The organism is Neorhizobium sp. T25_27 (genome assembly GCF_002968565.1).
Classification (GTDB): Bacteria; Pseudomonadota; Alphaproteobacteria; order Rhizobiales; family Rhizobiaceae; genus Neorhizobium; species Neorhizobium tomejilense.
Map to the genome: position 1 here is coordinate 80,984 of NZ_PVBJ01000004.1, position 25,545 is coordinate 106,528.

Below are 25,545 nucleotides of genomic sequence, written 5' to 3' on the forward strand. Positions count from 1 at the left end.
GGATTTTGCGATCTTTAATCCACAAGCAAATTCGTTCTTCTATTGTTCTGCCTAATCGTCATGCGTCAGCGGATCATTGTGAGACCACGTTGCTTCGCGAGATCCGATTTTGGAACGGCAGACAGGTTGTCCGGTGCAGTCGCTAGAAGGTTCTGGCGGATGGGTGGGGAAATTCCCCACCTTGCGCAGAATTTCGCCGAGTTCGCGAGGAACTGGTATGTTGTGAGTCGAGTGCAACGATAGGCGGGGGCGCAACGTGGATTCGGCGGCATCAACTTCGACCTGGACTGTGCTTCTGCCTGTCATCATAGGCGGTGTCATCGCGGCTATCGGCGGAGCAATCGGGCCATTCTTAGCTCACCTACTGACATCGCGGGCATCGAAGCAACAAAAACGAAATGAGAGTTTCGAAAAAATAATCGAGGCGGTGTACGAGCATGACCACTGGCTAACTGAAAAGAGGAACGTCGTTGTATTTGGCGAAGTCAAAGACCTACCTCCGGAGCCGATATATAAAGCGGTGTCAATCGCCTTGATCCATTTTCCAGAGTTGATGGAAAAAATGCAAATCCTCAACCTGAAGTCAGACCATTACTTGATCTGGATGGGGAATGCCGGCTTAAAGCGTCTGAAAAATGAAATTGAATCACTGAATGAAGGCGGGGTGGAGGCCTACAGAGCGTACGCCGAGTCTCGCTTGGATTTCCTTTCCGCAGGCTCAAAATATGTCGCCGACCGCTACGGCCGCGTCTAGTTCCGCATAGCCGTGCAGAGCGGTCAGCTTCGCCGTGTGGCGCGCTCGGACGTTGGCTTGGCGAACGAGCGTCGTCTCGTTACGACGCTTAAGGTCTAGACAGGTTTAGACCTTGTCGGCCGCGCGTTGCATCGCGGTGTGAAGTTCAAACACATCGTGCGCAATTTCGGCCGCTTCCTCGTCGCTGATACTGCCCAACGTGGCCATGATCTTTCCTTCGTCGGAAACGGCGTCCTGGGCCGTCACACGAGCATAAATTTCCGCATAGCGATTCCCCATCTCAGGATCGGAAAAGCCCCCTGGGCTGACTGTGATCATCGATATAAAGGCGTTGGCGAGTCGATCTTTGATCGAACCGAGGCCTACAAGGCAAGAGACGCCGGCGCTCAGTTTTTCGCGAAAATATCCATCTTGGCTCATGTCTTCTCCACTTTCGGTCGATGGCTTGCCCTCGGCACGGCCAGCCATGTTGCATGGATTTGCCAAGTGTGCCGGGAAATGCCCGGAATTCAAGGGAATTAGCGCGCAACAAGACGCAACATGAAAGCGTTCAGGTCGGAACGCTTCTTGCGCAAGCAACTGAAAATGTCCAAGAAAAGTTTGGCTGGGGAACCTGGATTCGAACCAAGATTAACGGAGTCAGAGTCCGTCGTTCTACCGTTGAACTATTCCCCAGCAGGGCGCGCCGGTGAATGCCCGGGCCGGTGTGCGGCGCTTATAAACAAAAGCGGGCGGATTGCAAATACCGATTTCGAAAAAAATCGACGCTGCGGAGGCTTTCTCTTCTCAGGCGCGGAAAAGCTCGAAAGCGGGCTGATGACAGGGCGATGACATGGTCGGCAAAAAGCCGTTGGCGAAATCGCCCCCGCCTGTTATCTTCGCACCAACGAAACAATCAGACGCCAGCGGCATACCTTCAAGAGGCTTTGCGCGGCGAGATGGACTTAACAGTGATGGACCCCGATAGCGGCGCAAAGCCGCCGGAAGGCGGGGCGTCGGCGGTACCGCGCGGAGAGGGTAAATCCTCGAGGCGTCGGAAGGCGAAGCGGAACGGCAAACGTCGTGACGCGGCGCCTGTAACCAATTCGGAAGCGGTCGATTCGGCCGCCTCTGCCGGACGTCCCAACAGCCAGGAACCCAACCCGTCGGCGCGCAAGCGCAAGCGGCGCCGCGCGAAATCCGCGGGCGCCCAGCAGCCGGTACAGGGGGCGAACATCGCACCCGCAGCACAGCAGGTTCCGGTTCGTGCCGAGGGCGGTCAACAGCCGCACTCGGCCAAGTCGTCGTCCCGTAATCGGCGCAAGAAGAATAGAGGCGGCCGCGGCCTGCAGGGCCGGCCGCTGACACCTGCCAAGGCGGCGCCCGGTGTGGCCAAGGCTCCAGCGCCTGCCGGCCCGGGCCAGGTTTCCTCCAAGGATGTCCGCGGCAGGGCCGGAGCTGAAAGCCCGGGTGCTGAGCAGCGCGGCGAAAAATTCTCCTACGTCAACGATCTCTATGCGGCGCTCGACCTCGGCACCAACAATTGCCGCCTGCTGATCGCCCAGCCGACAAGGCCGGGCCAGTTTCGCGTCGTCGATGCGTTTTCGCGGATCGTCCGTCTCGGCGAAGGGCTCGGCACCAGCCGCCGTCTGTCGCAGGATGCCATGGACCGCGCGGTCGAGGCGTTACGCATCTGCGCCACAAAGCTCGCCAACCGGCCGATCCGCCGGATGCGGCTGATCGCAACCGAAGCCTGCCGGGCCGCCGAAAACGGCGAGGAATTTCTGGCGCGGGTGATCTTGGAAACCGGGCTGGAACTGGAAATCATCGATCGCGAGACCGAGGCGCGGCTTGCCGTGTCGGGCTGCTCGTCGCTGGTCGGCCGCGAGGCGCGGTCTGTCGTTCTCTTCGATATCGGCGGCGGTTCGTCCGAAATCGCCGTCATCCGTATCGATGACAGCCGCTCGAGCCGGCTTGCCAATCACATCACCCATTGGACCTCGCTTCCGGTCGGCGTCGTGACGCTGTCGGAACGGCATGGCGGACGCGATGTGACGCCCGAGGTTTTCGATGCGATGGTAATGGAAGTCGAAGGCATGCTGGCCGGTTTCGATTGCCCGCCGCTTGCCGCCTTCCGCCGCCAGGGCGCCGAGGATTTCCACCTGATCGGCACGTCGGGCACGGTCACCACGCTTGCGGGCGTGCATCTCGACCTGCCGCGCTACGACCGCCGCAAGGTTGATGGCCTGTGGCTGTCGGATGCGGAAGTCTCCGCCATGCAGGCAAAGCTGCTCTCCTGGGATTTTGCCGGCCGTGCCGCCAATCCCTGCATCGGCCCGGACCGGGCCGATCTGGTGCTGGCCGGTTGCGCCATTCTGGAGGCGATTCGCCGCCGCTGGCCGAGCCAGCGCATGCGGGTGGCTGACCGAGGGCTGCGCGAGGGCCTGTTGACGGACATGATGGCCGACGACGGCGTGTGGCGCCGGGTGCGGCCGCGCCGCCCAGGGGGCAATCAGGCGGGCAATTCAGGTGCCGGCGGACAGGATGAGGCTGGAGCAAGGCGATGACGAAACCACCCTCCAAATCCCCGGGCAGCGGCAATCGCACCGGCCGCAAGCTCGGCCAGAAGGTCAAGAAGGGCAAGCTCAAGGCGTCGTCGCGGCGCTGGCTCGAGCGTCATATCAACGACCCCTACGTCCAGCGCGCCAAGCTCGAAGGATATCGCGCCCGCGCGGCCTTCAAGCTTCTGGAGATCGACGAGAAACATCAGATCCTCAAAGGCGCCCGCCGCATCATCGATCTGGGTGCTGCACCGGGAAGCTGGTCGCAGATCGCCGCAAATGTCACCGGTTCGACCGACGATGATATCCGCGTCGCGGCGATCGATTTCCTGGAAATGGCGCCGCTCGCCGGCGTCAAGATCCTGCAGCTCGACTTCCTCGATCCGGAAGCACCGCGCCTGTTGATGGAAGCGATCGGCGGCACGCCGGACGTGGTCATCTCGGACATGGCGGCGCCGACCACCGGCCACCAGAAGACCGATCATCTGCGCACCATGCATCTGTGCGAGGTGGCGGCGCATTTCGCGGTCGAGGTGCTGGGCGAGGGCGGCCATTTCCTGGCCAAGACCTTCCAGGGAGGCACCGAACGCGACCTGCTCAACATGCTGAAGCAGAATTTCAAGCAGGTCATCCACGTCAAGCCGGGCGCATCGCGCCAGGAATCGGTGGAGATGTTCCTGCTCGCCAAGCATTTCAAGGGCCGCAGGGCAGGCGAGACTGCCCCGGAGTCCGACATGGAGGAACCCGAGGTGGAGGATGCGGACGTGGAATACGCTGAAGCCGAAGACCGCGACCTGGACGATCGGACCTGACTACTCGCCGGCTTCCGGTTGGATCTTGGCGGCTCCGTGGCCGGAAACGGCAGCCCCCGTCATCGGGTCCAGTCTCAGCAGGGGCATGATCGCCAGAAGCGAAAGGGCGGCCACCAGGAAGAAAGCCAGGTGGAAGTCGAAGAGCTGCAGATGCGTGCCGGTGACGGCCGCCGAGGCCTCGAGGATGAAGGCTGCAAAGGCGACGCCCAGCGCCATGCTGATCTGCTGCATGACGGAGGCGATCGAGGTCGCCTGGCTCGCCTGTTCGTCGCTGATCTCGGAATAGCTGAGTGCATTCGAGCCGGTGAAGAAGAAGGAACGGCAGACACCCGACATCAGCAGGAAAGCGACGATCAGCGCGTGGGAGGTTTCCGGCGTGAAAAAGCCGTTTGCCGCCGTGGTTGCCGCGCCGAGCACGCCTGCGACGATCAGCGTCATCTTGAACCCGGTCATCGCGAAGACGCGGCGGGCGACGAACTTCACGATCAGCGCGCCGAGCGCGCCCGCAAACGTGATGAGGCCCGACTGGAAGGGGTTGAGGCCGAAACCGAGCTGCAGCATCAGCGGCATCAGGAATGGAATGGCACCTGTCGAGATGCGGAACAGCGTACCGCTGCTGCTGGCGGCCCGGAACGCATCGTCCTTGAAGAGCCGCAGGTTGAGGATCGGCGCGGGGTGGCTGCGCGCATGGACGACATAGGCAACGCCGGCCGCGAGCCCCAAAGCCGTCGCCGTGATGCCGACGGCCGGCGGTAGCGCCGGAAGGCCGACGACGGAAAGCCCGAAGACCGTGCCGGCGGCGGTGACAGAGGTCAGGAAGAACCCCCACCAGTCGATCGAGGGAGGATTGGTGGTCTCGATTTCCGGCAGGAAGATTGTTGCGAGATAGATGCCGAGCAGGCCGACCGGCACGTTGATCAGGAAGATCCAGTGCCAGGTGAAATAGGTGGTGATGAAACCGCCAATCGGCGGGCCGGTGAGGGGGCCGACCAGTGCCGGAATGGTAAGCAGCGCCATGGCCGAAACGAGCTCGCTGCGTTTCGTGGTGCGCAAGAGAACCAGGCGAGCGACCGGCGTCATCATCGCTCCGCCCATGCCCTGCAGAAAGCGCGAAAGCACGAACTGCAGGAGGTCGGAGGAGAACGCGCAGCAGATCGAGCCGACGACAAAGACGAAGATCGCGACGCGAAAGATCTTCTTGGCGCCGAAGCGGTCCGCCATCCAGCCGCTGATCGGGATAAACATGGCGAGCGCCACCATGTAGGAAGTCAGCGCCAGTTTGAGCGTGATCGGCCCTACATTGAGGTCGGCGGCGATCGCGGGAAGTGCTGTCGCAATGACGGTGGAGTCCATCTGCTCCATGAAAAGGGCGACGGCGAGAATGAGCGGAACGATGCGGTTCATGGGGTGCCTGCAATGGCGGGAATTGGCCCGTCCATAGACCTCTTGTTCCCGTCTGCCAATTGCGGAATCTCACCATTTCCGATTTTGGGTCACGTCTGCGTGAGATCGGATTTCCTCGGCAGGGAGCGCGGTTATGTTTCCCCGGATAGGACACGATTTTGACGGTCCGGCGCAATTCCAGGAGGCAGCGACATCATGACGAATTCAGGTATCGGACGGCGCACCCTTATCGGCACGGCCGGTTTGGGCATTCTCGCCGCTCCGGCGATCATCAATGCCGGGGCTTTTGCCCAGGAGAAGCAGAAATTGGCTATCGATCATGTGACCCCGCCGGATATCCACAAATTCAAGCTCGGTGGTTTCCAGGTTCTGGCGGTAAAGGACGGCGCCCGCCCCTCCGGTGCTCCCGGCGAAACCTTCGGCCTCAAGCAGCCACCCGAAACGCTCGCAGCGCTGCTCACTGAGAATTTTCTGCCGACGGACCAGTTCGTCAACAGCTTCTCACCGACGCTGATCGATACCGGCAGCAACGTGATCCTGTTCGATACCGGCCTCGGCAAACCGGGCCGCGCCCAGGGCGTCGGACGCCTGATCGAAGGATTGGCAGCCGCTGGTTACATGCCGGAGGATATCTCGATCGTCGTCATCACCCATATGCATGGCGACCATATCGGTGGGCTCATGGAAGACGGCAAGCCGGCTTTCCCGAAAGCCCGTTACATCACTGGCCAGGTGGAATACGACTTCTGGACCGATGCCGCCCGCGCCGGCACGCCTGCAGAGGGCAACCAGAAGAGCGTGCTCGCCAATGTGAAGCCGCTTGCCGAAAAGATGACCTTCCTGAAGGATGGCGGCGAAGTGGTTTCCGGCATCACCGCCATGTTGGCGCCGGGCCATACGCCCGGCATGCTGAATTTCAATATCGAATCGCAAGGCAAGCGCCTGATCCTCGCCGCCGATACGGTCAACCACTACGTCCTGTCGCTTCAGCGGCCCGAATGGGAGGTGCGTTTCGACATGGACAAGGCGCAGGGGGCGGCCACCCGCAAGAAGGTCCTCGACATGATCGCCACGGACAAGGTCGCCTTCCTCGGCTATCACATGCCCTTCCCGGCGGTCGGCTTCGTCGAAAAGCAGGATACCGGCTACCGGTTCGTGCCGAAGAGCTATCAGTTCGACATCTGATTGTTGTTGAAAAGCAACCGAAACCCGGGAGAAGCCGCTCTCGGGTTTTTGCTATTCCCTTCTTGTCATGAACGTGTTACCAGCCCTCGCCAACTTCCAAGCAATTGTTGCCGGAGCGTCGGGACGTATCGAGTCGTTCCTGAGCGCATCCCGCATTTTCTAGATCGAAGGAATTTGGCAATGGCACGCATCATTGAAACCGCAACCGGCGCAGATGCGCTTACCTTCGACGACGTGCTCCTGCAGCCCGGCCATTCCGAAGTCATGCCGGGCCAGACGAATATCGCGACGAGGATCGCCCAGGATATCGAGCTTAATCTGCCGATCATTTCCTCGGCCATGGATACGGTGACGGAAAGCCGGCTTGCCATCGCCATGGCGCAGGCAGGCGGCATCGGCGTCATCCACCGTAACCTCACCCCGATCGAACAGGCCGAACAGGTCCGCCAGGTCAAGAAGTTCGAAAGCGGCATGGTCGTCAACCCGGTGACGATCGGCCCGGACGCGACGCTGGCCGATGCGCTGTCGCTGATGAAGTCCTACAGCATTTCCGGCATTCCGGTGGTCGAGAACGGCGGCGGTCACGTTCCGGGCCGGCTGGTCGGCATTCTCACCAACCGTGACGTCCGTTTTGCTTCCGATCCGGCTCAGAAGATCTACGAACTGATGACCCGTGAGAACCTCATCACGGTCAAGGAAAGCAGCGTCGATCAGACGGAAGCCAAGCGCCTGCTGCACAAGCACCGCATCGAGAAGCTGCTGGTGGTGGATGGCGAAGGTCGTTGCGTCGGCCTGATCACCGTCAAGGACATCGAGAAGTCCCAGCTCAACCCGAACGCCTCCAAGGACGCTCAAGGGCGGCTGCGCGCTGCGGCCGCGATCAGCGTCGGCGACGATGGTTTCGAGCGCGCCGAACGTCTCATCGAGGCCGGCGTCGATCTTCTGGTCGTCGATACGGCTCACGGCCACTCGCAGCGCGTGCTCGACGCCGTCACCCGCGTCAAGCGCATCTCCAACCACGTACGCGTCATGGCCGGCAATGTCGCCACCTCGGACGGCACCAAGGCGCTGATCGATGCCGGCGCGGATGCTGTCAAGGTCGGCATCGGTCCGGGCTCGATCTGCACCACCCGTATCGTCGCCGGCGTCGGCGTGCCGCAGCTTGCCGCGATCATGTCGGCCGTCGAAGCGGCACGGGCGCAGGACATTCCCGTCATCGCCGACGGCGGCATCAAGTTCTCGGGCGACCTTGCCAAGGCGATCGCCGCCGGCGCATCCGCCGTGATGATCGGCTCGCTGCTGGCCGGCACCGACGAAAGCCCGGGCGAAGTCTATCTCTACCAGGGTCGCTCGTTCAAAGCCTATCGCGGCATGGGCTCTGTAGGCGCCATGGCCCGCGGTTCCGCCGACCGTTATTTCCAGGCGGAAGTGCGTGATACGCTGAAGCTGGTTCCCGAAGGCATCGAAGGCCAGGTTCCCTACAAGGGTCCGGTCTCGGGTGTGCTGCATCAGCTTGGCGGCGGCCTGAAGGCGGCCATGGGTTATGTCGGCGGCGCCAATCTCAAGGAATTCCAGGAGCGCGCCACCTTCGTGCGCATCTCCGGCGCAGGCCTGCGCGAAAGCCACGCGCATGACGTGACGATCACCCGCGAGAGCCCCAACTATCCGGGCTCTGGCGCCTGACGTTTCTGATCGGAGGAGGCCGTTGCCTCCTCCTCAAGTCTCGGAAATAGTTGGTTGGATGCCTGCGACCTTGCCTCATTGCAAAGTCGGGTAGTCCACAGGCAGTGGTGAGACCATGTGGCGTCGCTCGGACGGCACGCCATTGTGCATCGGCGAACCCGTGTTATTGGGTTCCTCTGACGAATGAGGAGAACCGATGCTTTCCACCGACGCGACGCTCTGGCCGATGATAGCGCATGCCGCGCTAGTCTTCTTTCTCTACTGGCTCCTGTCGAGGAAACGGTACATTGCTGTGAAGTCCGGCAGCGCTGCGGCCGGTCAGTTCCGTGAAAACCGGGAGGAGCCGCGCGAAAGCCTGGTTGTCCACAACAACCTCAAGAACCAGTTCGAGCTACCGGTCCTGTTTTACGCCGTTTGCCTCGTTCTTTATGTATCGACTGCAGACAATTGGGGCACGGTTGTCCTTGCCTGGATATTCGTGCTTTCCCGCTATACGCATTCCTACGTGCATCTCACCAGCAACCGGCTCCGCTATCGCCGCCCGATCTTCATCGTCGGTTTTTTTGCGGTGATGGCAATGTGGGCGTGGCTCGCGGCCTGGCTGGTTTTGAACTAGCCTGGCCGCGTCAGGATGGGCGCTTGCGGCTTCCGCTACAATTCCGGCGGAGCGGCCGATCGACCGACCTCACGAACAAGTGTAATATCGGGCACTTGGATCACTCAGTGTTTCATCTGCAAGCTGCAGGTCCTCGGTATAGATTTCCCCGTCATACGGTCTGCTACGGAGGAATAGCCATGGACAACGAGACACCGAAGATCACCCAGGCGATGATCGACGCCTATGATGAATACACCCATCTGACTTTGGACCGCCGTCGCTTCATGGAGAAGCTGACCCAGCTCGCTGGCTCCGGTGCGGCCGCCGCGGCAATTGCGCCCCTGATCGGCGCGAGTTCCGCCATGGCGGAGATCATTCCCGCCAATGACGAACGGCTGACCACGGAGGACGTTACCTATCCGGGCGCCAACGGCGTGACGATGAAGGGTTATCTCGTAAAACCCAAGAATGCTTCCGGCACGCGCGGCGGCGTCCTCGTCATCCATGAGAACCGCGGCCTCAACGCCCATATCAAGGACGTCGCCCGCCGTATGGCGCTCGAGGGCTTCAATGCACTCGCCGTCGATTTCCTGTCGCCCCAGGGCGGCACGCCGGCGGATGAAGAGCAGGCCCGGCAGATGTTCTCCTCGCTGAAGCCTGAAGAGATTTCGGCCAATGGCGAAGCAAGCCGCGCCCATCTCGCGGGCATCAGCGGTGCGAACGGCAAGGTCGGTGCGATCGGCTTCTGCTGGGGCGGCGGTGCGGTCAACAATCTTGCTGTGAAGTCCCCCAGCCTCAACGCCGGCGTCGCCTATTACGGCGCCCAGCCGAAGGCCGAGGACGTGCCTGCCATCAAGGCGCCGCTGATGCTGCATTACGGCGGTCTCGACGAGCGCATCAATGCCGGCATCCCGGCCTTCAAGGCGGCGCTTGAAAAAGGCGGCAAGACCTTCGAGATCTTCGTCTACGACGGCGCCAACCACGCCTTCAACAACGATACCTCGTCGGCCCGCTACGACAAGGCCGCCGCCGATCTCGCCTGGAGCCGCTCGGTGGCGTTTTTCAAGAAAAATTTGGCTTAATCGCCACCTCCCATATTGCGAAGTTAGAAAGCCGGGTTTGCCCGGCTTTTTTGCCCTATCAAAATGTACACTATTTGTGTATGATCTCGCCAGATGCCGGGGAAATCACCATGGAATTCGAATGGGACGAGGTGAAGCGGCAGCAGGTGATCAAGGAACGTGGCGTCGATTTTTTGTATGCCGCCGGAATTTTCGAAGGGGCCATTCTAACGCGCATAGATGATCGGGCCGACTATGGTGAGGTCCGAAAGATCGCGCTGGGAATGGTCGAGGGAGAGTGTTTCGTCGTCGTTTTTACCGAGCGCGGCGACGTGATCCGGCTGATAACAGCGTGGAAAGGAGGTCGGCATGACCGATCAGAATATCAGAAGAGCATCGCTCACAGAGCTGAGGAAAATGAGGGAGGCGGGGGAGCTTTTTCATGACCCTAAGGCGCCGGACACAGAAAACCTTGGCGCGGAGTTTTGGGCCAAGGCTGACGTAAAAAGCCCCGCGAAACCCCGCTCAGTACATTTGAAGATCGATCCGGAAGTTTTTGATTTCTTCTTTCAAGAGGCGAATGGCAAGGGGCACCTCACGAAGATGCAGAACGTCCTTCGTGCCTACGTCAACGCCCATAAACATTCCTGATAGCCGCCAAACGTTTGGCGGCTATTCGTCTCACCACCCCGGCATCACCTGTGTCGCCCGGGATCGCGGCATGCGCTGGAACGCTTTCACGTCGCCGTCGAGATCGTCGGGCATCACGGCTGGCGAGATGTTGTCGAGGCAGGCGGTGATGTGGTCGGTGATGGCGTTCATCAGCGACGGTGAAAGCCCGGGCCGCTTCATCAGGCCGATCTGCACCGGCGGCAGCGGCGGGAAGCCGTCGGCGGACGACAGCACCTTCATGCCGGTGCGAAGCGCCGACTCCGGCAGCACCGAGACGGCCATGCCAGCAAGCACCGCGGCTGCGACGACGGTCGAGGACCAGCTGGTGAAGAGGACCTGGTATTCGCGCCCGTCCGCATCGAGCGCCGAGCAGGCAAGCTGCCGCCAGAGGCAATCGCGGCGGCCGACCGCGAGCGGCACCGGCGCATCGTCCTTCAGTGGATGGTTGGCCGAGGCGACCCAGCAGAGCGGCTCCGTGCGCATCACGTCGGAAATCCGCTGGCGCGGGTTGTGGGTGACGAGCGCGATATCCAGCTCGCCGCGCGCCATCTTCTCGGCAAGGCTGACCGAGGGCTCGCAGACGATATAGAGTTCGACATTTGGATGGGTCTTGGCGAAACGGCCGATGATCTCGGGCATGTACCGGTCGGCGTAGTCGTCCGGCGTGCCGATCCGGAGCGTGCCTTCGAGACGGTTGTCGTCGAAGGCGGCGATCGCCTCGTTGTTCAGGCGGATGATGCGCCGTGCATAGTTCAGGAGCTTCTCGCCCTCCGCCGTCAACCGGTTGCCGCGGCCGTCCTTGGCGAACAGCTGTTTGCCGATCCGTTCCTCGAGACGGCGCATCTGCATCGACACGGCGGACTGGGTTTTGAACACCCTATCGGCGGCTTTGGTGAAACTGCCGGTGTCGACGATGGAAATAAAGGTATGCAACTGATCGATATCGAGCGGTGCGGACATGAGAATGATCCATCAGAGAGGTTGATGCTAATCATTAGAAACATTCGTTGGACTGATCAATAGGTTTTACGCGATAAGGAGATCGCAAATCAAAATCGAAGGGTGCTTCTTCCCTGAGCACCCAATCCGGGCAGCCTTTCCGTCGGACCTCCACGGAAGGGACGGCCTTTCTCGTGCCTGCGAAAGGATAGACCAATGAGCACGACCGACTGCGGAACTGAACTCGATCTGGTTCACGAGGAGCGCGGCACGCAAGGCCGTCTGGCTGTCGTGATGCTGCGAACGAAATCCGTATGGCGTGCCTTTCGCAATCGTTTGGCGAGCAATCGCCTCCATGATCTCGACGACCGCCAGCTCAACGATATCGGCATCACACGGCATGATGTGGTGATGGCGCTCGATCGGTCCGGCGTGCTGGATGATCCGTCGCTGCTTCTGTCTCGCTCCGCTCGCGAGCGTGCGCGGCACCGCTTTGCAAGACCGGCCAATCGCTGATCTTGCCTGACCTTTTCCCCGCAGGGTGATAGCCAATAGCCCTGCTGCTTGCCCGGCCGGTCGATCCGCGCCGGGCTTTTTTTATTTGGAAGACTTTGGAGCTGCAGGCGTGGCCGCCACTTCGTCATTGCCGCCCGTTCCATTGCGCAGATAGGTGTCGAAGATCGCTTCCATGTTCTTCTGGTAGCTCTTCTGTACTTCCAGCCCGCTGTCGAACATGTTGTTCAGCACGTCGCGATAGGGATTGGGTTCGTCCGCCGGCGCTTCCTTGGATTTCTCGGGCGTCGGGGCTGCCGCCGGGCTGGGACTTGCGAAGGCGCCGCCCATCATGTCCTGGAAAGCCTTGGCGAAGGGATTGTCTGCGAACGGGTTGCCGCTCGAAGGCTGCGGCTGTTCCGGCTTGTCGAGCCCCCACATGGAACGCATCGCCTGGGCGAAGGGATTGTCGAAGGGATTGGCAGCGGCCTGGGACTTAGCCTTCGGCTGCAGGCCCATACTTTCCAGCCATTGCTGCTGCATCTGGCCGATGGGGGAGGCGGCGAACGCTTCGTTGGCGCCGGTCATCTGACCGCTCATCTGCTTGAACAGCCCGCCCATCAATGTGTCGGCCATGGCCGGCATCATCTTCTTGAAGACTTCCTGGCCGATCCCTGTGAGTTGTTCGGCCTGCGCCGCGATCGCGCGGGAGACTTCCTTGGAGCCGAACAGCTTTTCGAGCACCGCGTTGCCGTCCATCGTGCCCTGCGGCGTGAAGGCCTTGGTCAGGTCCTCGAAATATTTGCCATAGGCGCCGGACACCATGCTGCTCATCAGCGAGGTGAGATCATAGGGATTGGCGCTGGTGCGCTTGAACCCGGAGGAAAAAGCGGGCATCAGCGCCGCCATGGCCTGGGTGGCCTGCTCCTGAGCCAGGTTGAACTGCTTGGCGATCGCCTCCATGCCTGCGCCGTTCTGAGCCCTGAGCATCATGTCGAACAGTGGCAGCATGGAGAATCCTTTCCGGTTGTGTGATACACCACTATATCCGGAAAGTGCTGGACGGAAACCGGTTTTTAGAACCGATCTCAATCTGGTCAGTATTGGTATTCCTCGAACACCGGCTCGACCGAGCCGTTCCAGCGGCCGTGATAGAGAGACAGCAGGTCGTCCGCCATGGTCGTCTTCTTGGCGAGCACTTCGTCAAGCGGTTGCAGGAAGATGCTTTCGTCCTGTCCTTCGCCGTTGAGCCGCGCCCGCGCCTTCAAACCCGCCTTGGAGATCGCTACCGCCTCGCGTGCGACGTCGAGCACCGACTTGCCCTTGATTTCGGCCTTCAGGCCCTTCGCCGGCACGGCATCGCGCATGGCGATGACGTCCTCGACCGTCCAGTCGGCCGTCAGCGTCTCGGCGTCGGCAAGCGCCGTGTCGTCGTAGAGCAGGCCGACCCAGAAGGCCGGCAGCGCGCAGATCCGCCGCCACGGGCCACCATCGGCGCCGCGCATTTCGAGGAAACGCTTCAGGCGGACATCGGGGAAGAGGGTGGAAAGGTGGTTGGTCCAGTCGCCCATCGTCGGTTCCCAGTCCTTGACCTCGCCTTTCAGGGCGCCGTTCATGAACTGGCGGAAGGTGACATGCGTGCAGTCATGGTATTTGCCGTCGCGGACGATGAAATACATCGGCACGTCGAGCGCCCATTCCACATAGTCGGCAAAGCCGAAATCTGGCCTGAACACGAAGGGCAGCACGCCGGAGCGCTGGTTGTCGGTGTCGCGCCAGATGTCCCCGCGCCAGGAGACCAGCCCGTTCGGCTTGCCTTCGGTGAACGGGGAGGACGCAAACAGCGCGGTCGCGATCGACTGCAGCTTCATCGACACCCGCATCTTGGCGGCCATGTCCTCCTCCGAGGAGAAGTCGAGGTTCACCTGGATCGTGCAGGTGCGGTACATCATGTCGAGGCCCTTGGAACCGACCTTCGGCATGTAACGCGTCATGATGTCGTAGCGGGATTTCGGCATGCGCGGGGTTTCCGCGAGCGTCCATTTCGGGCTGCCGCCGATGCCGAGAAAACGGATGCCCATCGGTTCGGCGATCTCGCGCAGAACGGCGAGATGCTGGTTGGACTCCCGACAGGTCTGATGGATGTTCTCGACCGGCGCACCGGAAAGCTCGAACTGGCCGCCGGGTTCGATCGAGATCGCGCCCATGCCGGAATGTTCGGCAAGCCCGATGATGTTCTCACCGTCCATGATCGGCTCCCAGCCGAGCTTCTTTTCCATGCCTTTCAGCAGCGCGGAAATGCTGGCGTCGCCGAAATAGGGAACCGGGCTGTTGTCCGCCCGGAAAAAGGCGAATTTCTCATGCTCCGTGCCGATGCGGAAATCTTCTTTCGGCCGCGGTCCCTGCGCCAGGTAGGCGGAAAGCTCGGACACCGAGGTAAGCGGTGTCTGGTCGGTCGTATCGCGGGCCATGAAAATTACCTTGCTCGGAATGCCTTATCTGGACAGATAGCCGGCTGATTGGACCGGATTGATGTGCGCTGCAAGTGAATTTCTTTCAAGATAGATTCAGAATTTTCGAGGCCGTCATGTCAAGCGGGTCAACGCCAGTCGCCGACCGCCGCCTGGATGACCGCAAGCGCCGCCACCGCGGCCGTATCCGCCCTTAATATCCGGGGCCCGAGCGGTATCGCGGTGACGAAGGAAAGCGAACGCAGCCTTTCCCTTTCCTCGTCCGAAAATCCGCCTTCCGGGCCGACCAGCAGCGCCAGCTTGCTCTCTTTGATCGCAGAGAGGATCGGCAGCGGGTTCTGGCCCTCGTCGCCTTCGTCGCAGAAGATGATGCGCCGATCGTGGGGCCAGATATCGAGCAGGTCGCCGAGTTTCTTCGGCGGCGAGACCTCCGGCACCGACAAAATGCCGCACTGCTCGGCGGCCTCCACCACATTCGCCTGAAGCCGGTCCATGCTGGTGATCTTGCCTTGCACATGCTGGGTCATGACCGGCTGGATGACCCCTGCACCCATCTCGACCGCCTTCTGCACCAGATAGTCGAGACGACCGACCTTCAGCGGCGCGAACAGATAATGCAGGTCGGAGGCCGGCGGCTGCGGCCGGGTTTCCTCGATCGCCTCCAGCACGATCTTCTTGCGGGTCGGATAGGTGATCCTGGCCCTCCATTCGCCGTCGCGGCCGTTGAAGAGCAGGATTGCCGAACCTTCCTCCATCCTCAGCACGTTGGCGAGATAGTTGAACTGCTCCGATGACACCTCATGGCGGGCACCGGCGCCGAGCGGCGCCTCGATGAACAGCCTCTGCATCCGGAAATTGGCGCGCATGGAAACCTCGAAGCTAGACGAACAGCGCGAACATAGCCGTGGCGATCAGCGCCGCAAGGGTTGCGGCCGCCGGAAGGGTGATCATCCACGCTGCGATGATGCTCAAGAAATGCGAGCGCCGCACCAGGTAACGCCGTTTCAGCTCGTCGTCATTGCGCTCGAAGGGTTCGGTGGTGTCGAGGTCCTTGCCGGCCCGTACCCGCATGTATTCGAAGCGGCGGCGGGAATGGCGGGTATACCATTCGCGGAAAAAGCCGACGCCGAACACCGCACCGACGGCAATATGGGTCGAGGAGACCGGCAGCCCGATCCAGGAGGCAACGATCACGGTCAGCGCCGTCGACAGCGAGACGCAATAGGCGCGCATCGGATTGAGCTTGGTGATCTCGGCGCCGACCAACCGAACCAGCTTCGGGCCATAGAGCAGCAGGCCGAGCGAGATTCCGAGGCCGCCGATGATCAGTTCCCAGAGCGGGATGCGTATGCCGGTCGAAATGCCCCGTTGGGCCGCAGAAACGATCGCCGCAAGTGGACCGATGGCGTTGGAAACGTCGTTGGCGCCATGCGCGAAAGAGAGCAGGGCCGCAGAAAGGATGAGCGGAATACGGAAGAGCGTGCGAAGCGACTGATTGCGGTTCTCGAGCCCCTCGGCTTGCCGGGCGATCACCGGGATCAGCAGGCGCCAGGCAGCGAGGCCGGTCAGGAGAGCGACGAGCGTGGCAACCGGCGCCGACACGTCCACCAGTTCTCCCAGCCCGAGCAGCGCCAGATAGCCTGCAAAGGCGCCAGTCATCACGCCGATCAGCACCGGCACCCACTTCTTCGCCGCGGCGATCTTGTCCTCGCGGTAGATGATGGTTTCCTTGACGAAGAACAGGAAGGAGGCGGCAATGACGGCGCCGAGGATCGGCGAAAAGACCCAGCTTGCGGTGATGCCCGCAATCGTTCCCCACCTGACTGCGGAAAGTCCTGCGGCGGCTATCCCGGCGCCCATGACCCCGCCGACGATCGAATGAGTGGTGGAAATCGGTGTGCCGAGCCAGGTCGCGACGTTGATCAGCACCGCGGCCGAGAGGAGTGCCGCCATCATCGCCCATATCAGCACGTCGGGGCTGGTGACCATGCCGCCCTGCATGATGCCGTTGGCGATCGTGTTGGCGACGCCCCGGCCGGCGATGACGGCACCTGCCACTTCGAAGACGGCCGCGAGCCCCAGGCCGAAGGTCATGGTCATGGCGCGTGCGCCGACAGCCGCGCCGATATTGTTGGTGACGTCGTTGGCGCCGATGTTCATCGCCATGTAGGCGGCAAGGCCGGAGGCGGCGATGACGACGACGGCTCCGGGTTTGCCCGTGACGTAGGCGGCGGCAAAGATGGCGACGAGGATGATGAACAGCAATGCCGTTCCCGGTGCGGCAAGCCCGCGCGACATCTGCCGGGTAGCTTCCTCCACCGAGGAGAATTTCTCCAGATCCTTGTCGAGCGTCGGCTTCGCCAGGCGCGGCCTTTTCTGGCCCATATCTCCATCCTTGGGTGAAAAGTGAGGCGCGAGAACGGAACTGCCTGCCGTCTCCGCCTCCCGGAAGAAATCAAGGCCTATCGCTTAATAGCGCGCGCAGGCGAAGGCAATATTGCGGAATTGTGAAGGTGCTTCGAAGCGCTCTAACTTGCAGCCTTGATTGCAAGCTGCGGAACGCGCGGCTGCATTCGTTCGGCGAACTGCAGGAAGAGAATCTTCAGTTCCGGTTCATTGACGCGCATCGCGGCCTCTTCACAGGAAACCCATTCCAGTGTTCGGGAGCCCTTTTCCGGATAGCTTTTCAGGCATTCGTCCACTTCGAGCGCGTGGACCTGCACCCGCACAGGGATCTTGAGGCCGTTATCGAGGGTTTTGCGGTAGTGATAGAAACCGAGCGGTTCCTTCTCCACCTTGCCCTTGACGCCAACCTCTTCGAACGCTTCGCGCTCGGCGACCTGGTGAGCTTTCTTGTCGGTCATCGGCCAGCCCTTGGGCACGACCCAGCGGCCGGTATCGCGGCTGGTCGCAACAAGAACCTCGAGTTGTCCCGGCTTCTTTTTTATCCGGTAGCAAAGCGCAGCATATTGCTGCCGCGGCGGCCGCTGCAGCATCAACCTGAGATTGCTCGTAACCCGATCCATCAAGCCCAATTTCTGTTTAGTCCTCCAGCAAATGGTAATTTACTAATATAATGCTTGCGCGAGGATTAACGACCCTCAGCGGCTCCTTTTGAGAAGAATCACGGTGGATAACCACTACGGAAGCGATAACCATTGTGAGGCCACTTAGTTTCACGTCAATAGAAATTTGCACAGGTGTTCAATTGTAGCTGTGCATGACGTGCGGTCCTCTGCAGGAGGGGCCTCAGATCGTGGTCTGGATCATCCTGAGTTGCGCGATTCGGCTCCATTCTCCCGTGCGTTCGGCCTCGTGGGTGACCTTGGAGATGAAGTCGATATGGTCCTCCGCAGCCTTTCGGGCCTTGGCAGGATCACCGTCCAATATTGCCTGGCCGATCGCCTCGTGTTGCGTCATCACCGCATCATGGGCGGTGCCGACATTGAAGATGATGCGGCGGTTGTAAAAGATCCCGTCGCTGAGCAGCCGGTAGCAGGCACGCAGGGTGTGCATCAGAATGATGTTATGCGCCGCATCGCCGATTGCATTGTGGAATTCGACGTCGGAGGTCAGCTCGTCCTCAAAACGCCCCTCCCGATGCGCGCTGCGCATCGTCTCCAGAATGCGCTCGATGAGTTGCTTGTCGGTGTCCGTCGCGCGTTCGGCGGCAAGTTCCGCCGTCATGCCTTCGAGCTGGCGACGATATTCCAGATAGTCGTGAACCGCCCGCTGGTGCCGGCGGATCAGGGCGACCAGCGGCGGCGAGAAGATCTGGCCGACGATATCGGCCACGTAAGTGCCGCCGCCATGCTGGCTGGTGAGCAGCCCGCGCGCCTCCAGCTCTTTCAGCGCTTCCCGCAGGATCGGCCGGGAAACGTTAAACCTCTGCGCCAGTTCGCGTTCGCCCGGCAGGCGATCGCCGTCGCGCAGCACGCCGTTCAGGATCAGGCTCTCGATCTGCAGGATGACCTCGTCCGCAGTTCGACCATGCGGCACCGGCGCGAAAAGCTCATGCGTCAACTTTGCCGTCTCCAATCGGGTGATGCCAGCCGGGCGTTCGGGCTTCTTGTATCACTGGTAAAAAAAGTATACCAGTTGAATGTCTTTAGGAGGAGCCGGTGGCCGACACGATCAGTTTTCTGAAGCCTCGCGAGGCGGTGCTATCGCGCCGGGCGGCGATCATTGCCGACCTGACCGAGCTTCTGCCGCCCGAATGCCTGGTGCATGAGGCGCGGGAGCTGGTGCCTTTCGAGACGGACGCGTTCGTCTCCTACCGCCGCCTGCCGCTCGCCGTCGCCCTGCCGAAGACCACGGCGCAGGTGGCCGCGGTGATGAAATATTGTCATCGTTATGGCATTCCGGTCGTGCCGCGCGGGGCCGGCACCTCGCTTTCCGGCGGCGCCATCCCGCAGGAGGATGCGGTCGTGCTCGGCTTGTCCAAGATGTCGCGCATCCTGGAAGTCGACTACGCCAACCGCACCGCCACCGTGCAGGCCGGCGTCACCAACCTCAACATTTCCGAAGCGGTCGGCATCGACGGCTTTTTCTATGCGCCGGACCCGAGCTCGCAGCTCGCCTGCACCATCGGCGGCAATATCGGCATGAACTCCGGCGGCGCCCACTGTCTGAAATACGGCGTCACCACCAATAACCTGCTCGGCGTGAAGATGGTGCTAGTCGACGGCACGGTGATCGAGCTTGGCGGCAAACATCTGGATGCGGCGGGTTACGACCTGCTCGGCCTCGTCTGCGGTTCGGAAGGCCAGCTAGGCATCGTCACCGAGGCCGTGGTTCGGCTGATCGCCAAGCCGGAAGGCGCTCGTCCCGTCCTGTTCGGCTTCGATACGTCGGAGCATGCAGGCGCCTGCGTCGCCCATATCATCGGCTCCGGCATCATCCCCGTCGCCATCGAATTCATGGACAAGCCGGCAATCGAGATCTGCGAGGCGTTCGCCCATGCGGGTTATCCGCTCGACGTGGAAGCGCTGCTGATCGTCGAAGTCGAGGGTTCCGAGGCCGAGATGGAGGCGATGCTGAAGGCGATCGTCGAGATCGCCGGACGCCACGGCGTCAAGACCGTGCGCGAAAGCCAGTCGGCAACCGAGGCGGCGCTGATCTGGAAAGGCCGCAAGTCCGCATTCGGCGCCACCGGGCGCATTGCCGATTATATCTGCATGGACGGCACGGTGCCGCTCGGCAAGCTCTCCTATGTGCTCAACAAGACCTCCGAGATCGTCGATCGCTTTGGGCTTCGGGTCGCCAACGTCTTTCATGCCGGCGACGGCAACATGCATCCGCTGATCCTGTTCAATGCCAACGACCCCGAGGATGCGGCCAAGGCCGAGGAGGCAGGCAACGAGATCCTGAAACTCTGCGTCGATGCCGGCGGCTGCCTGACCGGCGAGCATGGTGTCGGCATCGAGAAACGCGACCTGATGCGCCACCAGTATTCGGAAGCTGACCTCAACCAGCAGATGGCGGTGCGCTACGCCTTCGACGAAGGCTGGATACTCAACCCGTCCAAGGTCTTTCCGCTGGATGGACGGCCTGCCGCATGACCCTGATACCGAATTCCGAAACGGACGCCGCCTATATCATCCGCAATGCCGCCGGTGACGGCAAGAAGCTTGCGCTGTGCGGCGGCAACACCCGCGCCGGTTTCGGCAACTCCGCCGAGCCTGCCGAAATGATGAACTCGACCGGCCTTTCCGGCATTGTCGACTACGAGCCGGCGGAAATGGTGATGACGGTCAAAGCCGGTACCCCGGTCGCCGAGATTGAGGCGACGCTTGCCGCCAACCGGCAGATGATGGCTTTCGAGCCGATGGATCATCGCGGCATCATGGGCACGCTCGGCGAGCCGACGATCGGCGGCGTGTTTGCCGCCAATGTCTCCGGCCCGCGCCGTTTCGTCTCGGGTGCTGCCCGCGACAGCCTGCTCGGCATCCGGTTCATCAACGGCCGGGGCGAGGTGATCCGCGCCGGCGGCCGGGTGATGAAGAACGTCACCGGCCTCGATCTCGTCAAGCTGCTCGCCGGCTCGCACGGCACGCTCGGTTTCCTGACCGAGGTGACGTTTCGGGTGCTGCCGGTGCCGCAGACGGTTGAGACCATCGTCATCTCCGGCCTTGACGACGCGGCGGCCGCAAAGGCGATGGCGGCGGCGATGGCGCTGCCCGTCGAAGTATCGGGCGCCGCCCACCTGCCGCAGACAGTCCGGTTCCGTTTCCTCGGTGGCGCATTGCCGAGCGGGGAGGCGACCGTCCTGCGCCTTGAAGGCCTTGCCGCGTCGGTTTCCGTGCGCGCCGAAAAGCTCGCGGCCGTCATGGAGGCATTCGGTCCGGTTTCCCGGCTCGGCCTGGAGGAGAGCCAAACGCTCTGGCGCCAGATCCGCGATGTCTATCCCTATTCGGATGGGACCCTGAAACCCGTATGGCGCGTCTCGATCGCCCCATCCGCGGGCCATCAGCTCGTCGCCGCCCTCCGGCTCGAAACCGGCGTCGATGCCTTCTACGACTGGCAAGGCGGGTTGGTCTGGATGCGCATGGAGGCAGACCCGGAAGCGGATTTGCTGCGCCGCTATATCCGCGCTCTCGGCGGCGGCCACGCGACGCTGCTGCGGGCATCGGATGCGGTGCGCGCGGGGACGCAGGCTTTCGAGCCGCTGCCGGATGCGGTGGCGGCCCTTTCGGCGCGCGTAAAACAGAAGCTCGACCCGGCCGGCATTTTCTGCCCGGGGAAGATGGGGTGATGAATATGTCGTCGCCTTCACCCGGTCGCCCCCCTCTGGCCTGCCGGCCATCTCCCCCACAGGTGGGGAGATCGGCTGGGCGCGCTGACACAGCCTCCATCACCGCTGTCGAAATTGGCGAGACGTTGCCGCGATTCGATCTCCCCCCTTGTGGGGGAGATGGCCGGCAGGCCAGAGGGGGGTGTGCTTCAGGGCGCAGCGCTCTCGATCGACACGCAGCCTCCGCGAGGGATACTCAATAAATGCAAACCAACTTCACTCTCGCCCAACTCGCCGATCCGCATGTGGCCGAATCGGAAAAGATCCTCCGCCGCTGCGTCCATTGCGGGTTCTGCACCGCCACCTGTCCCACCTACGTCACCCTCGGCAACGAACTCGACAGCCCGCGCGGCCGCATCTATCTGATCAAGGACATGCTGGAAAACGGCCGGCCTGCGGACGAGGAAGTGGTCACCCATATCGACCGCTGTCTCTCCTGCCTAGCATGCGTCACCACCTGTCCATCCGGCGTCGATTATATGCACCTCGTCGACCATGCCCGCATCCATATCGAGAATACCTACCGGCGCCCGCTGATCGACCGGCTGATCCGCGACCTGCTCGCCGCCGTTCTGCCCTATCCCGCCCGCTTCCGCACGGCACTCGGTTTCGCCAAACTCGGTCGCCCCTTCGCGCCGCTCCTGAAGCGTATTCCCGCGCTGAAGCCGCTGGGGGCGATGCTGGATCTCGCGCCGAAATCCGCAGCCAGGATTTCCCAATCGGCGATCCCCGTCACGCATGCGCCCGAGACCGAGAAGCGCGGCCGCGTTGCGATCCTGTCAGGCTGCGCCCAGCCGGTGCTCGATCCGGGCATCAACGAAGCCGCGCTCCGGCTTCTCGCCCGGCTCGGGATCGAAGTCGTGGTGCCGGAAGGCGAGGGCTGCTGCGGCGCGCTCGTCCACCATATGGGCCGTGAAGAGCAGGCGCTCGATTTCGCCCGCCGCAATGTCGATGTCTGGATGCGCGAGATCGACAAGGGCGGCCTCGATGCGATCATCATCACCGCGTCGGGCTGCGGCACGACGATCAAGGATTACGGCCACATGCTGAGGCTCGACCCGGCCTATGCGGACAAGGCGGCCAAGGTCTCGAGCCTCGCCAAGGACATTACCGAATATCTGTCGGTGCTTGACCTGCCGAGGCTCGAACCGAAACGGCTGAACGTTGCCTATCACTCCGCCTGTTCGATGCAGCACGGCCAGAAGATCACCCTGGCGCCGAAGAACCTGCTGAAGGCGGCCGGCTTTACCGTCCGCGATCCGGGCGAAGGGCATCTGTGCTGCGGTTCGGCCGGCACCTACAATATCCTGCAGCCGGACATCTCGGCGCAGTTGAAGGCCCGCAAGGTGAAGAATATCGAAGCTACCAAGGCCGATATGATCGCCACCGGCAATATCGGTTGCATCACCCAGATCGCCTCCGGCACGGCGATCCCGATCCTGCACACGGTGGAGCTTCTGGACTGGGCCTATGGAGGCCCGAAGCCGGAAAAGATCCCGGCCGGATAAAATTCTGCTCAATAAAAAAGCCGGCGAAATCGCCGGCTTTTTTCGTCAAAGGCCTGAAGCCTTAGAACTTGTAGGAGACGCCGAGGTTGATGGCGTGCGTCAGGATGTTGGTCTTCAGCGAAGCGCCGCTGTCGATATCCACATCCACGAACGAGTAATTGCCCTTGTATTCGGCGAACATCGACCACTTTTCGGTCAGCTGGTATTTCACACCGGCCTGGGCCTGGATCGTCGCGCCACCGAACTGATATTCGAAGGTGCGACCGGAAGCGCGGGTCACTTCGACATGCGGCACGTTGATACCGACACCGGCGCCGACATAAGGCGTCCACTTGCTGCCTTCGATCGGGAACTTGTAGAGCGCGTTGAGCGTCAGCAGGTTCAGGCCGTCGGTGAATTCGAAGACGCTCCAGCCGCCGGCCTTGGCCATGGTTTCGTCGTCGGCGTAGACCTTGGCGTGGGTGTAATCGAGCGAAACACCCCAGTTCGTGAGGGCGCCGCCGTCGAACCAGTAGGTGCCGCGGACGCCCCAGTAGGGCGGCATCGCGAAGGGCTTGGTATCCCAGCCTGCTGCGAAATCAGGTCCGTCCGAGACGTCGACATCGGAGTGCGGCGCGAACTGGTAACCGCCGTAACCGGAGATTTCAAATCCGCCGGTGTGAACCGGAGCCACATAGGCCTGGGTCACTGGTGTCATGTCGGCCGCTTGAGCCGGAGCAATATAAGCAAGACCAGCGGTGAGAAGCGTGGAAGCGAAAGCGAAAGAAAGAATTTTGCGCATGAATCAGCCTGCAGGGAGGAACGTTGGCTTTTGATGACTGAATGTTTAGCGGCGGATGCATCGGCGGTCTGTGCTTTTTCTGCATCAGTCGCCGACGAAGCTAGGCGATTTATGGTTAACGAAGTCTAAACCCCCAAAAAGGGCAGCTTTTGCTGCCCTTTTTGACCTTTGGCGGGGTGTCTCAGCCGCCGAAAATTGTGCCGAAAATATCGATGCCGCGATCCTTGAAGTCGACGTTGCCCTGCCGGTTGCCGGGGCCGATGACGATCACCTTCGTGCCGATGTCGGCGCGCGAATAAAGATGCTCGACATCCTTGTTCATCATCCGGATGCAGCCTGACGACATGTTGAGGCCGATCGTCCAGGGCTGGTTGGTGCCGTGGATGCGGAAGATCGTGTCGCGGCCGCCCTTGTAGAGATACATGGCGCGGGCGCCGAGCGGGTTGTCGATGCCGCCTTCCTGCACGGCCGGCAGAATGCGGCCGGCGCGACGTTCGCGAACGCGCATCTCGGCCGGCGGCGTCCAGGAGGGCCACTCCGCCTTGCGGCCGACATTGACCACGCCCGACCAGCCGAACCCTTCGCGCCCGACGCCGATGCCGTAGCGGGTCGCCCGGTTGGGACCTTCGATATAGTAGAGGAACTTGTTGTTGGTATCGACGATGATCGTGCCGGGTTTCTCGGTCGTCGAGAAGCGCACCACGCGGCGCTTGAATTGTTCCGGAACTTCCCGTGGCATCGCGACAAGCGTCACGTCGCCCGCGGGGCGCTCGATAGGCGCTGCCGCCGGGTTGATTGCGCTAGCTTGTCCGGCGGTAAAGAAGATCGCGCCAGCCATTCCCACGGCCATCGCGAAGGTCTTGCCTGCCCCCATTCCCCCTGTCTTCATTCCCAAATCCTCTCCGCTCTGTTGAACGGCGGAGGCTAACCGACTCGGGCATCAAAGCAAGCGGGGATAGATGTAATAAAGAAGATGTGATGGCAAAAAGACGGCGGTACTGTGTCTCCGCCGCCTCACCTTTGGCATTTGCCGGCGTTACATGACGACGACTTTGGTGCCGATGTTCACCCGCTCGTAGAGGTCGGTGACATCTTCGTTACGCATGCGAATGCAGCCGGAAGAGACGGCGCTGCCGATCGACCAGGGGGCATTGGTGCCGTGGATGCGATAGAGCGTCGAGCCGAGATACATGGCGCGGGCGCCGAGCGGATTTTCGGGTCCGCCTTCCATGCGGGCCGGCAGGTAATGGCCCTTGGCGGCTTCGCGGCTGATCATTTCGGAAGGTGGCGTCCAGTCCGGCCACTCTGCCTTGCGGGTCACCCGGTGCTCCCCTGCCCATTCGAAGCCGGGCTTGCCGACGCCGACGCCATAACGGCGTGCCTGGCCGTTGCCCGTGACCAGATAGAGGAAACGGTTGTTGGTATCAATGATGATGGTGCCGGCCTTTTCCTTGCTGTCGTAGGCGACCGTCTGGGGGAGGAACTGCGGTTCGATCCGGCTGCGGATCGGCTGCGGCCGCATCGCCACCGGCTGCACGGTGGAGCGGTCGAAGATGCCGCGGCGAACCACCGGCTGCTGCTCGCGCTGCTGATAGATGGCGCGCTGCTGGGCGGCCTGGCGCGGATAGACGACCGGGCGGCCGTTCGGTCCGGCGAGCTGCATCACCCATGGGGCTGCGAGATCGGGGCTGACGACCACGGGCGGACGCTCGCGATAGCGGTCCTGGGCAAGCGTGGCGGAACTGGAAAAGGCGGCGGCAAGGCCGAAGGCCAGGAAAAGGGTTTTCTTCATGATCGGATCCATACGTTACAAATCACCGACCGGACGCCCCTCAAACTTTTGGATAATTTG

General features: G+C 61.8%; 25 protein-coding genes and 1 tRNA gene. 13 read left to right on the forward strand and 13 right to left on the reverse strand.

All coding sequences use genetic code 11. From position 1 onward, the window contains the following. The first annotated feature begins 256 nt into the window (after positions 1 to 256). Positions 257 to 754 carry a hypothetical protein gene (locus C5J24_RS13655; RefSeq protein WP_172723972.1) on the forward strand — a complete coding sequence of 166 codons (498 nt, stop codon included), beginning with the start codon at positions 257 to 259 and terminating at the stop codon, positions 752 to 754. 105 nt (positions 755 to 859) lie between these two features. Here the strand turns inward: C5J24_RS13655 and C5J24_RS13660 are convergent, their stop codons facing one another. Both C5J24_RS13660 and C5J24_RS13665 read right to left on the reverse strand, forming a co-directional pair. Then, positions 860 to 1,174 (reverse strand): hypothetical protein, encoded by a 315-nt coding sequence (locus C5J24_RS13660; protein WP_105418541.1) that lies wholly within the window; start codon positions 1,172 to 1,174, stop codon positions 860 to 862. 181 nt (positions 1,175 to 1,355) lie between these two features. Next, positions 1,356 to 1,429: transfer RNA gene (locus C5J24_RS13665), tRNA-Gln, on the reverse strand. 275 nt (positions 1,430 to 1,704) lie between these two features. Here C5J24_RS13665 and C5J24_RS13670 point away from each other — a divergent pair. Both C5J24_RS13670 and C5J24_RS13675 read left to right on the forward strand, forming a co-directional pair. Beyond that, positions 1,705 to 3,300, forward strand: a complete 1,596-nt coding sequence (locus C5J24_RS13670) for a Ppx/GppA phosphatase family protein (RefSeq protein ID WP_105418543.1) — start codon at positions 1,705 to 1,707, stop codon at positions 3,298 to 3,300. Further along, positions 3,297 to 4,106, forward strand: coding sequence for an RlmE family RNA methyltransferase (locus C5J24_RS13675; protein WP_105418545.1), 810 nt, complete (start codon positions 3,297 to 3,299; stop codon positions 4,104 to 4,106). Before C5J24_RS13670 ends, C5J24_RS13675 begins: the two co-directional genes overlap by 4 nt. Here the strand turns inward: C5J24_RS13675 and C5J24_RS13680 are convergent, their stop codons facing one another. Beyond that, positions 4,107 to 5,510 (reverse strand): DHA2 family efflux MFS transporter permease subunit, encoded by a 1,404-nt coding sequence (locus C5J24_RS13680; protein WP_105418547.1) that lies wholly within the window; start codon positions 5,508 to 5,510, stop codon positions 4,107 to 4,109. A 195-nt stretch (positions 5,511 to 5,705) separates the two neighbouring features. On the opposite strand from C5J24_RS13680, the gene C5J24_RS13685 reads away from it, so the two are divergent. The 6 genes from C5J24_RS13685 to C5J24_RS13710 all read left to right on the forward strand — a co-directional run bounded on the left by C5J24_RS13685 (position 5,706) and on the right by C5J24_RS13710 (position 10,688). Next, positions 5,706 to 6,695: an MBL fold metallo-hydrolase gene (locus tag C5J24_RS13685; RefSeq protein WP_172723973.1), complete on the forward strand. Its 990-nt coding sequence runs from the start codon at positions 5,706 to 5,708 to the stop codon at positions 6,693 to 6,695. A gap of 180 nt (positions 6,696 to 6,875) precedes the next feature. Further along, positions 6,876 to 8,378, forward strand: coding sequence for an IMP dehydrogenase (gene guaB, locus C5J24_RS13690; protein WP_105402106.1), 1,503 nt, complete (start codon positions 6,876 to 6,878; stop codon positions 8,376 to 8,378). A gap of 196 nt (positions 8,379 to 8,574) precedes the next feature. After that, the gene (locus C5J24_RS13695) at positions 8,575 to 8,994 is read left to right on the forward strand and encodes an MAPEG family protein (protein ID WP_105418551.1); all 420 of its coding nucleotides are present in this window, start codon (positions 8,575 to 8,577) and stop codon (positions 8,992 to 8,994) included. Between the two features lie 179 nt (positions 8,995 to 9,173). After that, entirely contained in the window at positions 9,174 to 10,058 is an 885-nt protein-coding gene (locus C5J24_RS13700) for a dienelactone hydrolase family protein (RefSeq protein WP_105418553.1), read from the forward strand. A gap of 110 nt (positions 10,059 to 10,168) precedes the next feature. Then, positions 10,169 to 10,483, forward strand: coding sequence for a BrnT family toxin (locus C5J24_RS13705; RefSeq protein ID WP_046630889.1), 315 nt, complete (start codon positions 10,169 to 10,171; stop codon positions 10,481 to 10,483). Further along, positions 10,407 to 10,688 carry a hypothetical protein gene (locus tag C5J24_RS13710; RefSeq protein ID WP_205836946.1) on the forward strand — a complete coding sequence of 94 codons (282 nt, stop codon included), beginning with the start codon at positions 10,407 to 10,409 and terminating at the stop codon, positions 10,686 to 10,688. The genes C5J24_RS13705 and C5J24_RS13710 overlap by 77 nt, the downstream gene beginning before the upstream one ends. 30 nt (positions 10,689 to 10,718) lie before the next feature. Here C5J24_RS13710 and C5J24_RS13715 read toward each other — a convergent pair whose 3' ends face one another. After that, the gene (locus tag C5J24_RS13715; protein WP_105418555.1) at positions 10,719 to 11,669 is read right to left on the reverse strand and encodes a LysR substrate-binding domain-containing protein; all 951 of its coding nucleotides are present in this window, start codon (positions 11,667 to 11,669) and stop codon (positions 10,719 to 10,721) included. 195 nt (positions 11,670 to 11,864) lie between these two features. Here C5J24_RS13715 and C5J24_RS13720 point away from each other — a divergent pair, with 195 nt between their 5' ends. Continuing rightward, a complete protein-coding gene (locus C5J24_RS13720; protein ID WP_105402102.1) occupies positions 11,865 to 12,164 on the forward strand; it encodes a DUF1127 domain-containing protein in 300 nt (99 codons plus the stop codon). 81 nt (positions 12,165 to 12,245) lie between these two features. Here the strand turns inward: C5J24_RS13720 and C5J24_RS13725 are convergent, their stop codons facing one another. The 6 genes from C5J24_RS13725 to C5J24_RS13750 form a co-directional block, all read right to left on the reverse strand. After that, on the reverse strand, positions 12,246 to 13,151 hold the full coding sequence (locus C5J24_RS13725; RefSeq protein ID WP_105418557.1) for a DUF937 domain-containing protein: 906 nt from the start codon (positions 13,149 to 13,151) through the stop codon (positions 12,246 to 12,248). A gap of 86 nt (positions 13,152 to 13,237) precedes the next feature. After that, positions 13,238 to 14,611, reverse strand: coding sequence for a glutamate--cysteine ligase (locus C5J24_RS13730; RefSeq protein WP_105418559.1), 1,374 nt, complete (start codon positions 14,609 to 14,611; stop codon positions 13,238 to 13,240). 128 nt (positions 14,612 to 14,739) lie between these two features. After that, positions 14,740 to 15,477: a 16S rRNA (uracil(1498)-N(3))-methyltransferase gene (locus C5J24_RS13735; RefSeq protein WP_105418562.1), complete on the reverse strand. Its 738-nt coding sequence runs from the start codon at positions 15,475 to 15,477 to the stop codon at positions 14,740 to 14,742. A gap of 13 nt (positions 15,478 to 15,490) precedes the next feature. Further along, on the reverse strand, positions 15,491 to 16,996 hold the full coding sequence (locus C5J24_RS13740; protein ID WP_105418564.1) for an inorganic phosphate transporter: 1,506 nt from the start codon (positions 16,994 to 16,996) through the stop codon (positions 15,491 to 15,493). 143 nt (positions 16,997 to 17,139) lie between these two features. After that, positions 17,140 to 17,646, reverse strand: coding sequence for an NUDIX hydrolase (locus C5J24_RS13745; protein ID WP_105418566.1), 507 nt, complete (start codon positions 17,644 to 17,646; stop codon positions 17,140 to 17,142). A 214-nt stretch (positions 17,647 to 17,860) separates the two neighbouring features. Continuing rightward, on the reverse strand, positions 17,861 to 18,634 hold the full coding sequence (locus tag C5J24_RS13750; protein ID WP_105418568.1) for a FadR/GntR family transcriptional regulator: 774 nt from the start codon (positions 18,632 to 18,634) through the stop codon (positions 17,861 to 17,863). Between the two features lie 98 nt (positions 18,635 to 18,732). On the opposite strand from C5J24_RS13750, the gene C5J24_RS13755 reads away from it, so the two are divergent. The 3 genes from C5J24_RS13755 (at position 18,733) to glcF (ending at position 22,912) form a co-directional block, all read left to right on the forward strand. Then, a complete protein-coding gene (locus C5J24_RS13755; RefSeq protein WP_105418570.1) occupies positions 18,733 to 20,172 on the forward strand; it encodes an FAD-linked oxidase C-terminal domain-containing protein in 1,440 nt (479 codons plus the stop codon). Continuing rightward, positions 20,169 to 21,365, forward strand: coding sequence for an FAD-binding protein (locus tag C5J24_RS13760; RefSeq protein WP_105418572.1), 1,197 nt, complete (start codon positions 20,169 to 20,171; stop codon positions 21,363 to 21,365). The genes C5J24_RS13755 and C5J24_RS13760 overlap by 4 nt, the downstream gene beginning before the upstream one ends. Positions 21,366 to 21,607: 242 nt before the next feature. Continuing rightward, the gene (gene glcF / locus C5J24_RS13770) at positions 21,608 to 22,912 is read left to right on the forward strand and encodes a glycolate oxidase subunit GlcF (protein ID WP_105418574.1); all 1,305 of its coding nucleotides are present in this window, start codon (positions 21,608 to 21,610) and stop codon (positions 22,910 to 22,912) included. Positions 22,913 to 22,973: 61 nt separating this feature from the next. Here the strand turns inward: glcF and C5J24_RS13775 are convergent, their stop codons facing one another. The 3 genes from C5J24_RS13775 to C5J24_RS13785 all read right to left on the reverse strand — a co-directional run bounded on the left by C5J24_RS13775 (position 22,974) and on the right by C5J24_RS13785 (position 25,485). Beyond that, entirely contained in the window at positions 22,974 to 23,693 is a 720-nt protein-coding gene (locus tag C5J24_RS13775) for an outer membrane protein (protein ID WP_105418576.1), read from the reverse strand. 181 nt (positions 23,694 to 23,874) lie between these two features. Continuing rightward, complete coding sequence (locus C5J24_RS13780) at positions 23,875 to 24,567, reverse strand: L,D-transpeptidase (RefSeq protein WP_105402092.1); 693 nt, start codon at positions 24,565 to 24,567, stop codon at positions 23,875 to 23,877. A gap of 162 nt (positions 24,568 to 24,729) precedes the next feature. Further along, positions 24,730 to 25,485, reverse strand: coding sequence for a L,D-transpeptidase (locus C5J24_RS13785; RefSeq protein ID WP_371674290.1), 756 nt, complete (start codon positions 25,483 to 25,485; stop codon positions 24,730 to 24,732). Positions 25,486 to 25,545 lie beyond the last annotated feature (60 nt).

Excerpts from the sequence above, each read along its gene's own strand:
- C5J24_RS13660 (WP_105418541.1), bottom strand. The coding sequence starts at position 1,174 with ATGAGCCAAGATGGATATTTTCGCGAAAAACTGAGCGCCGGCGTCTCT.
- C5J24_RS13675 (WP_105418545.1), top strand. The coding sequence starts at position 3,297 with ATGACGAAACCACCCTCCAAATCCCCGGGCAGCGGCAATCGCACCGGC.
- C5J24_RS13680 (WP_105418547.1), bottom strand. The coding sequence starts at position 5,510 with ATGAACCGCATCGTTCCGCTCATTCTCGCCGTCGCCCTTTTCATGGAG.
- C5J24_RS13685 (WP_172723973.1), top strand. The coding sequence starts at position 5,706 with ATGACGAATTCAGGTATCGGACGGCGCACCCTTATCGGCACGGCCGGT.
- guaB (WP_105402106.1), top strand. The coding sequence starts at position 6,876 with ATGGCACGCATCATTGAAACCGCAACCGGCGCAGATGCGCTTACCTTC.
- C5J24_RS13695 (WP_105418551.1), top strand. The coding sequence starts at position 8,575 with ATGCTTTCCACCGACGCGACGCTCTGGCCGATGATAGCGCATGCCGCG.
- C5J24_RS13700 (WP_105418553.1), top strand. The coding sequence starts at position 9,174 with ATGGACAACGAGACACCGAAGATCACCCAGGCGATGATCGACGCCTAT.
- C5J24_RS13705 (WP_046630889.1), top strand. The coding sequence starts at position 10,169 with ATGGAATTCGAATGGGACGAGGTGAAGCGGCAGCAGGTGATCAAGGAA.
- C5J24_RS13710 (WP_205836946.1), top strand. The coding sequence starts at position 10,407 with ATGACCGATCAGAATATCAGAAGAGCATCGCTCACAGAGCTGAGGAAA.
- C5J24_RS13715 (WP_105418555.1), bottom strand. The coding sequence starts at position 11,669 with ATGTCCGCACCGCTCGATATCGATCAGTTGCATACCTTTATTTCCATC.
- C5J24_RS13720 (WP_105402102.1), top strand. The coding sequence starts at position 11,865 with ATGAGCACGACCGACTGCGGAACTGAACTCGATCTGGTTCACGAGGAG.
- C5J24_RS13725 (WP_105418557.1), bottom strand. The coding sequence starts at position 13,151 with ATGCTGCCACTGTTCGACATGATGCTCAGGGCTCAGAACGGCGCAGGC.
- C5J24_RS13730 (WP_105418559.1), bottom strand. The coding sequence starts at position 14,611 with ATGGCCCGCGATACGACCGACCAGACACCGCTTACCTCGGTGTCCGAG.
- C5J24_RS13735 (WP_105418562.1), bottom strand. The coding sequence starts at position 15,477 with ATGCGCGCCAATTTCCGGATGCAGAGGCTGTTCATCGAGGCGCCGCTC.
- C5J24_RS13740 (WP_105418564.1), bottom strand. The coding sequence starts at position 16,996 with ATGGGCCAGAAAAGGCCGCGCCTGGCGAAGCCGACGCTCGACAAGGAT.
- C5J24_RS13760 (WP_105418572.1), top strand. The coding sequence starts at position 20,169 with ATGACCCTGATACCGAATTCCGAAACGGACGCCGCCTATATCATCCGC.
- glcF (WP_105418574.1), top strand. The coding sequence starts at position 21,608 with ATGCAAACCAACTTCACTCTCGCCCAACTCGCCGATCCGCATGTGGCC.
- C5J24_RS13775 (WP_105418576.1), bottom strand. The coding sequence starts at position 23,693 with ATGCGCAAAATTCTTTCTTTCGCTTTCGCTTCCACGCTTCTCACCGCT.
- C5J24_RS13780 (WP_105402092.1), bottom strand. The coding sequence starts at position 24,567 with ATGGGGGCAGGCAAGACCTTCGCGATGGCCGTGGGAATGGCTGGCGCG.
- C5J24_RS13785 (WP_371674290.1), bottom strand. The coding sequence starts at position 25,485 with ATGAAGAAAACCCTTTTCCTGGCCTTCGGCCTTGCCGCCGCCTTTTCC.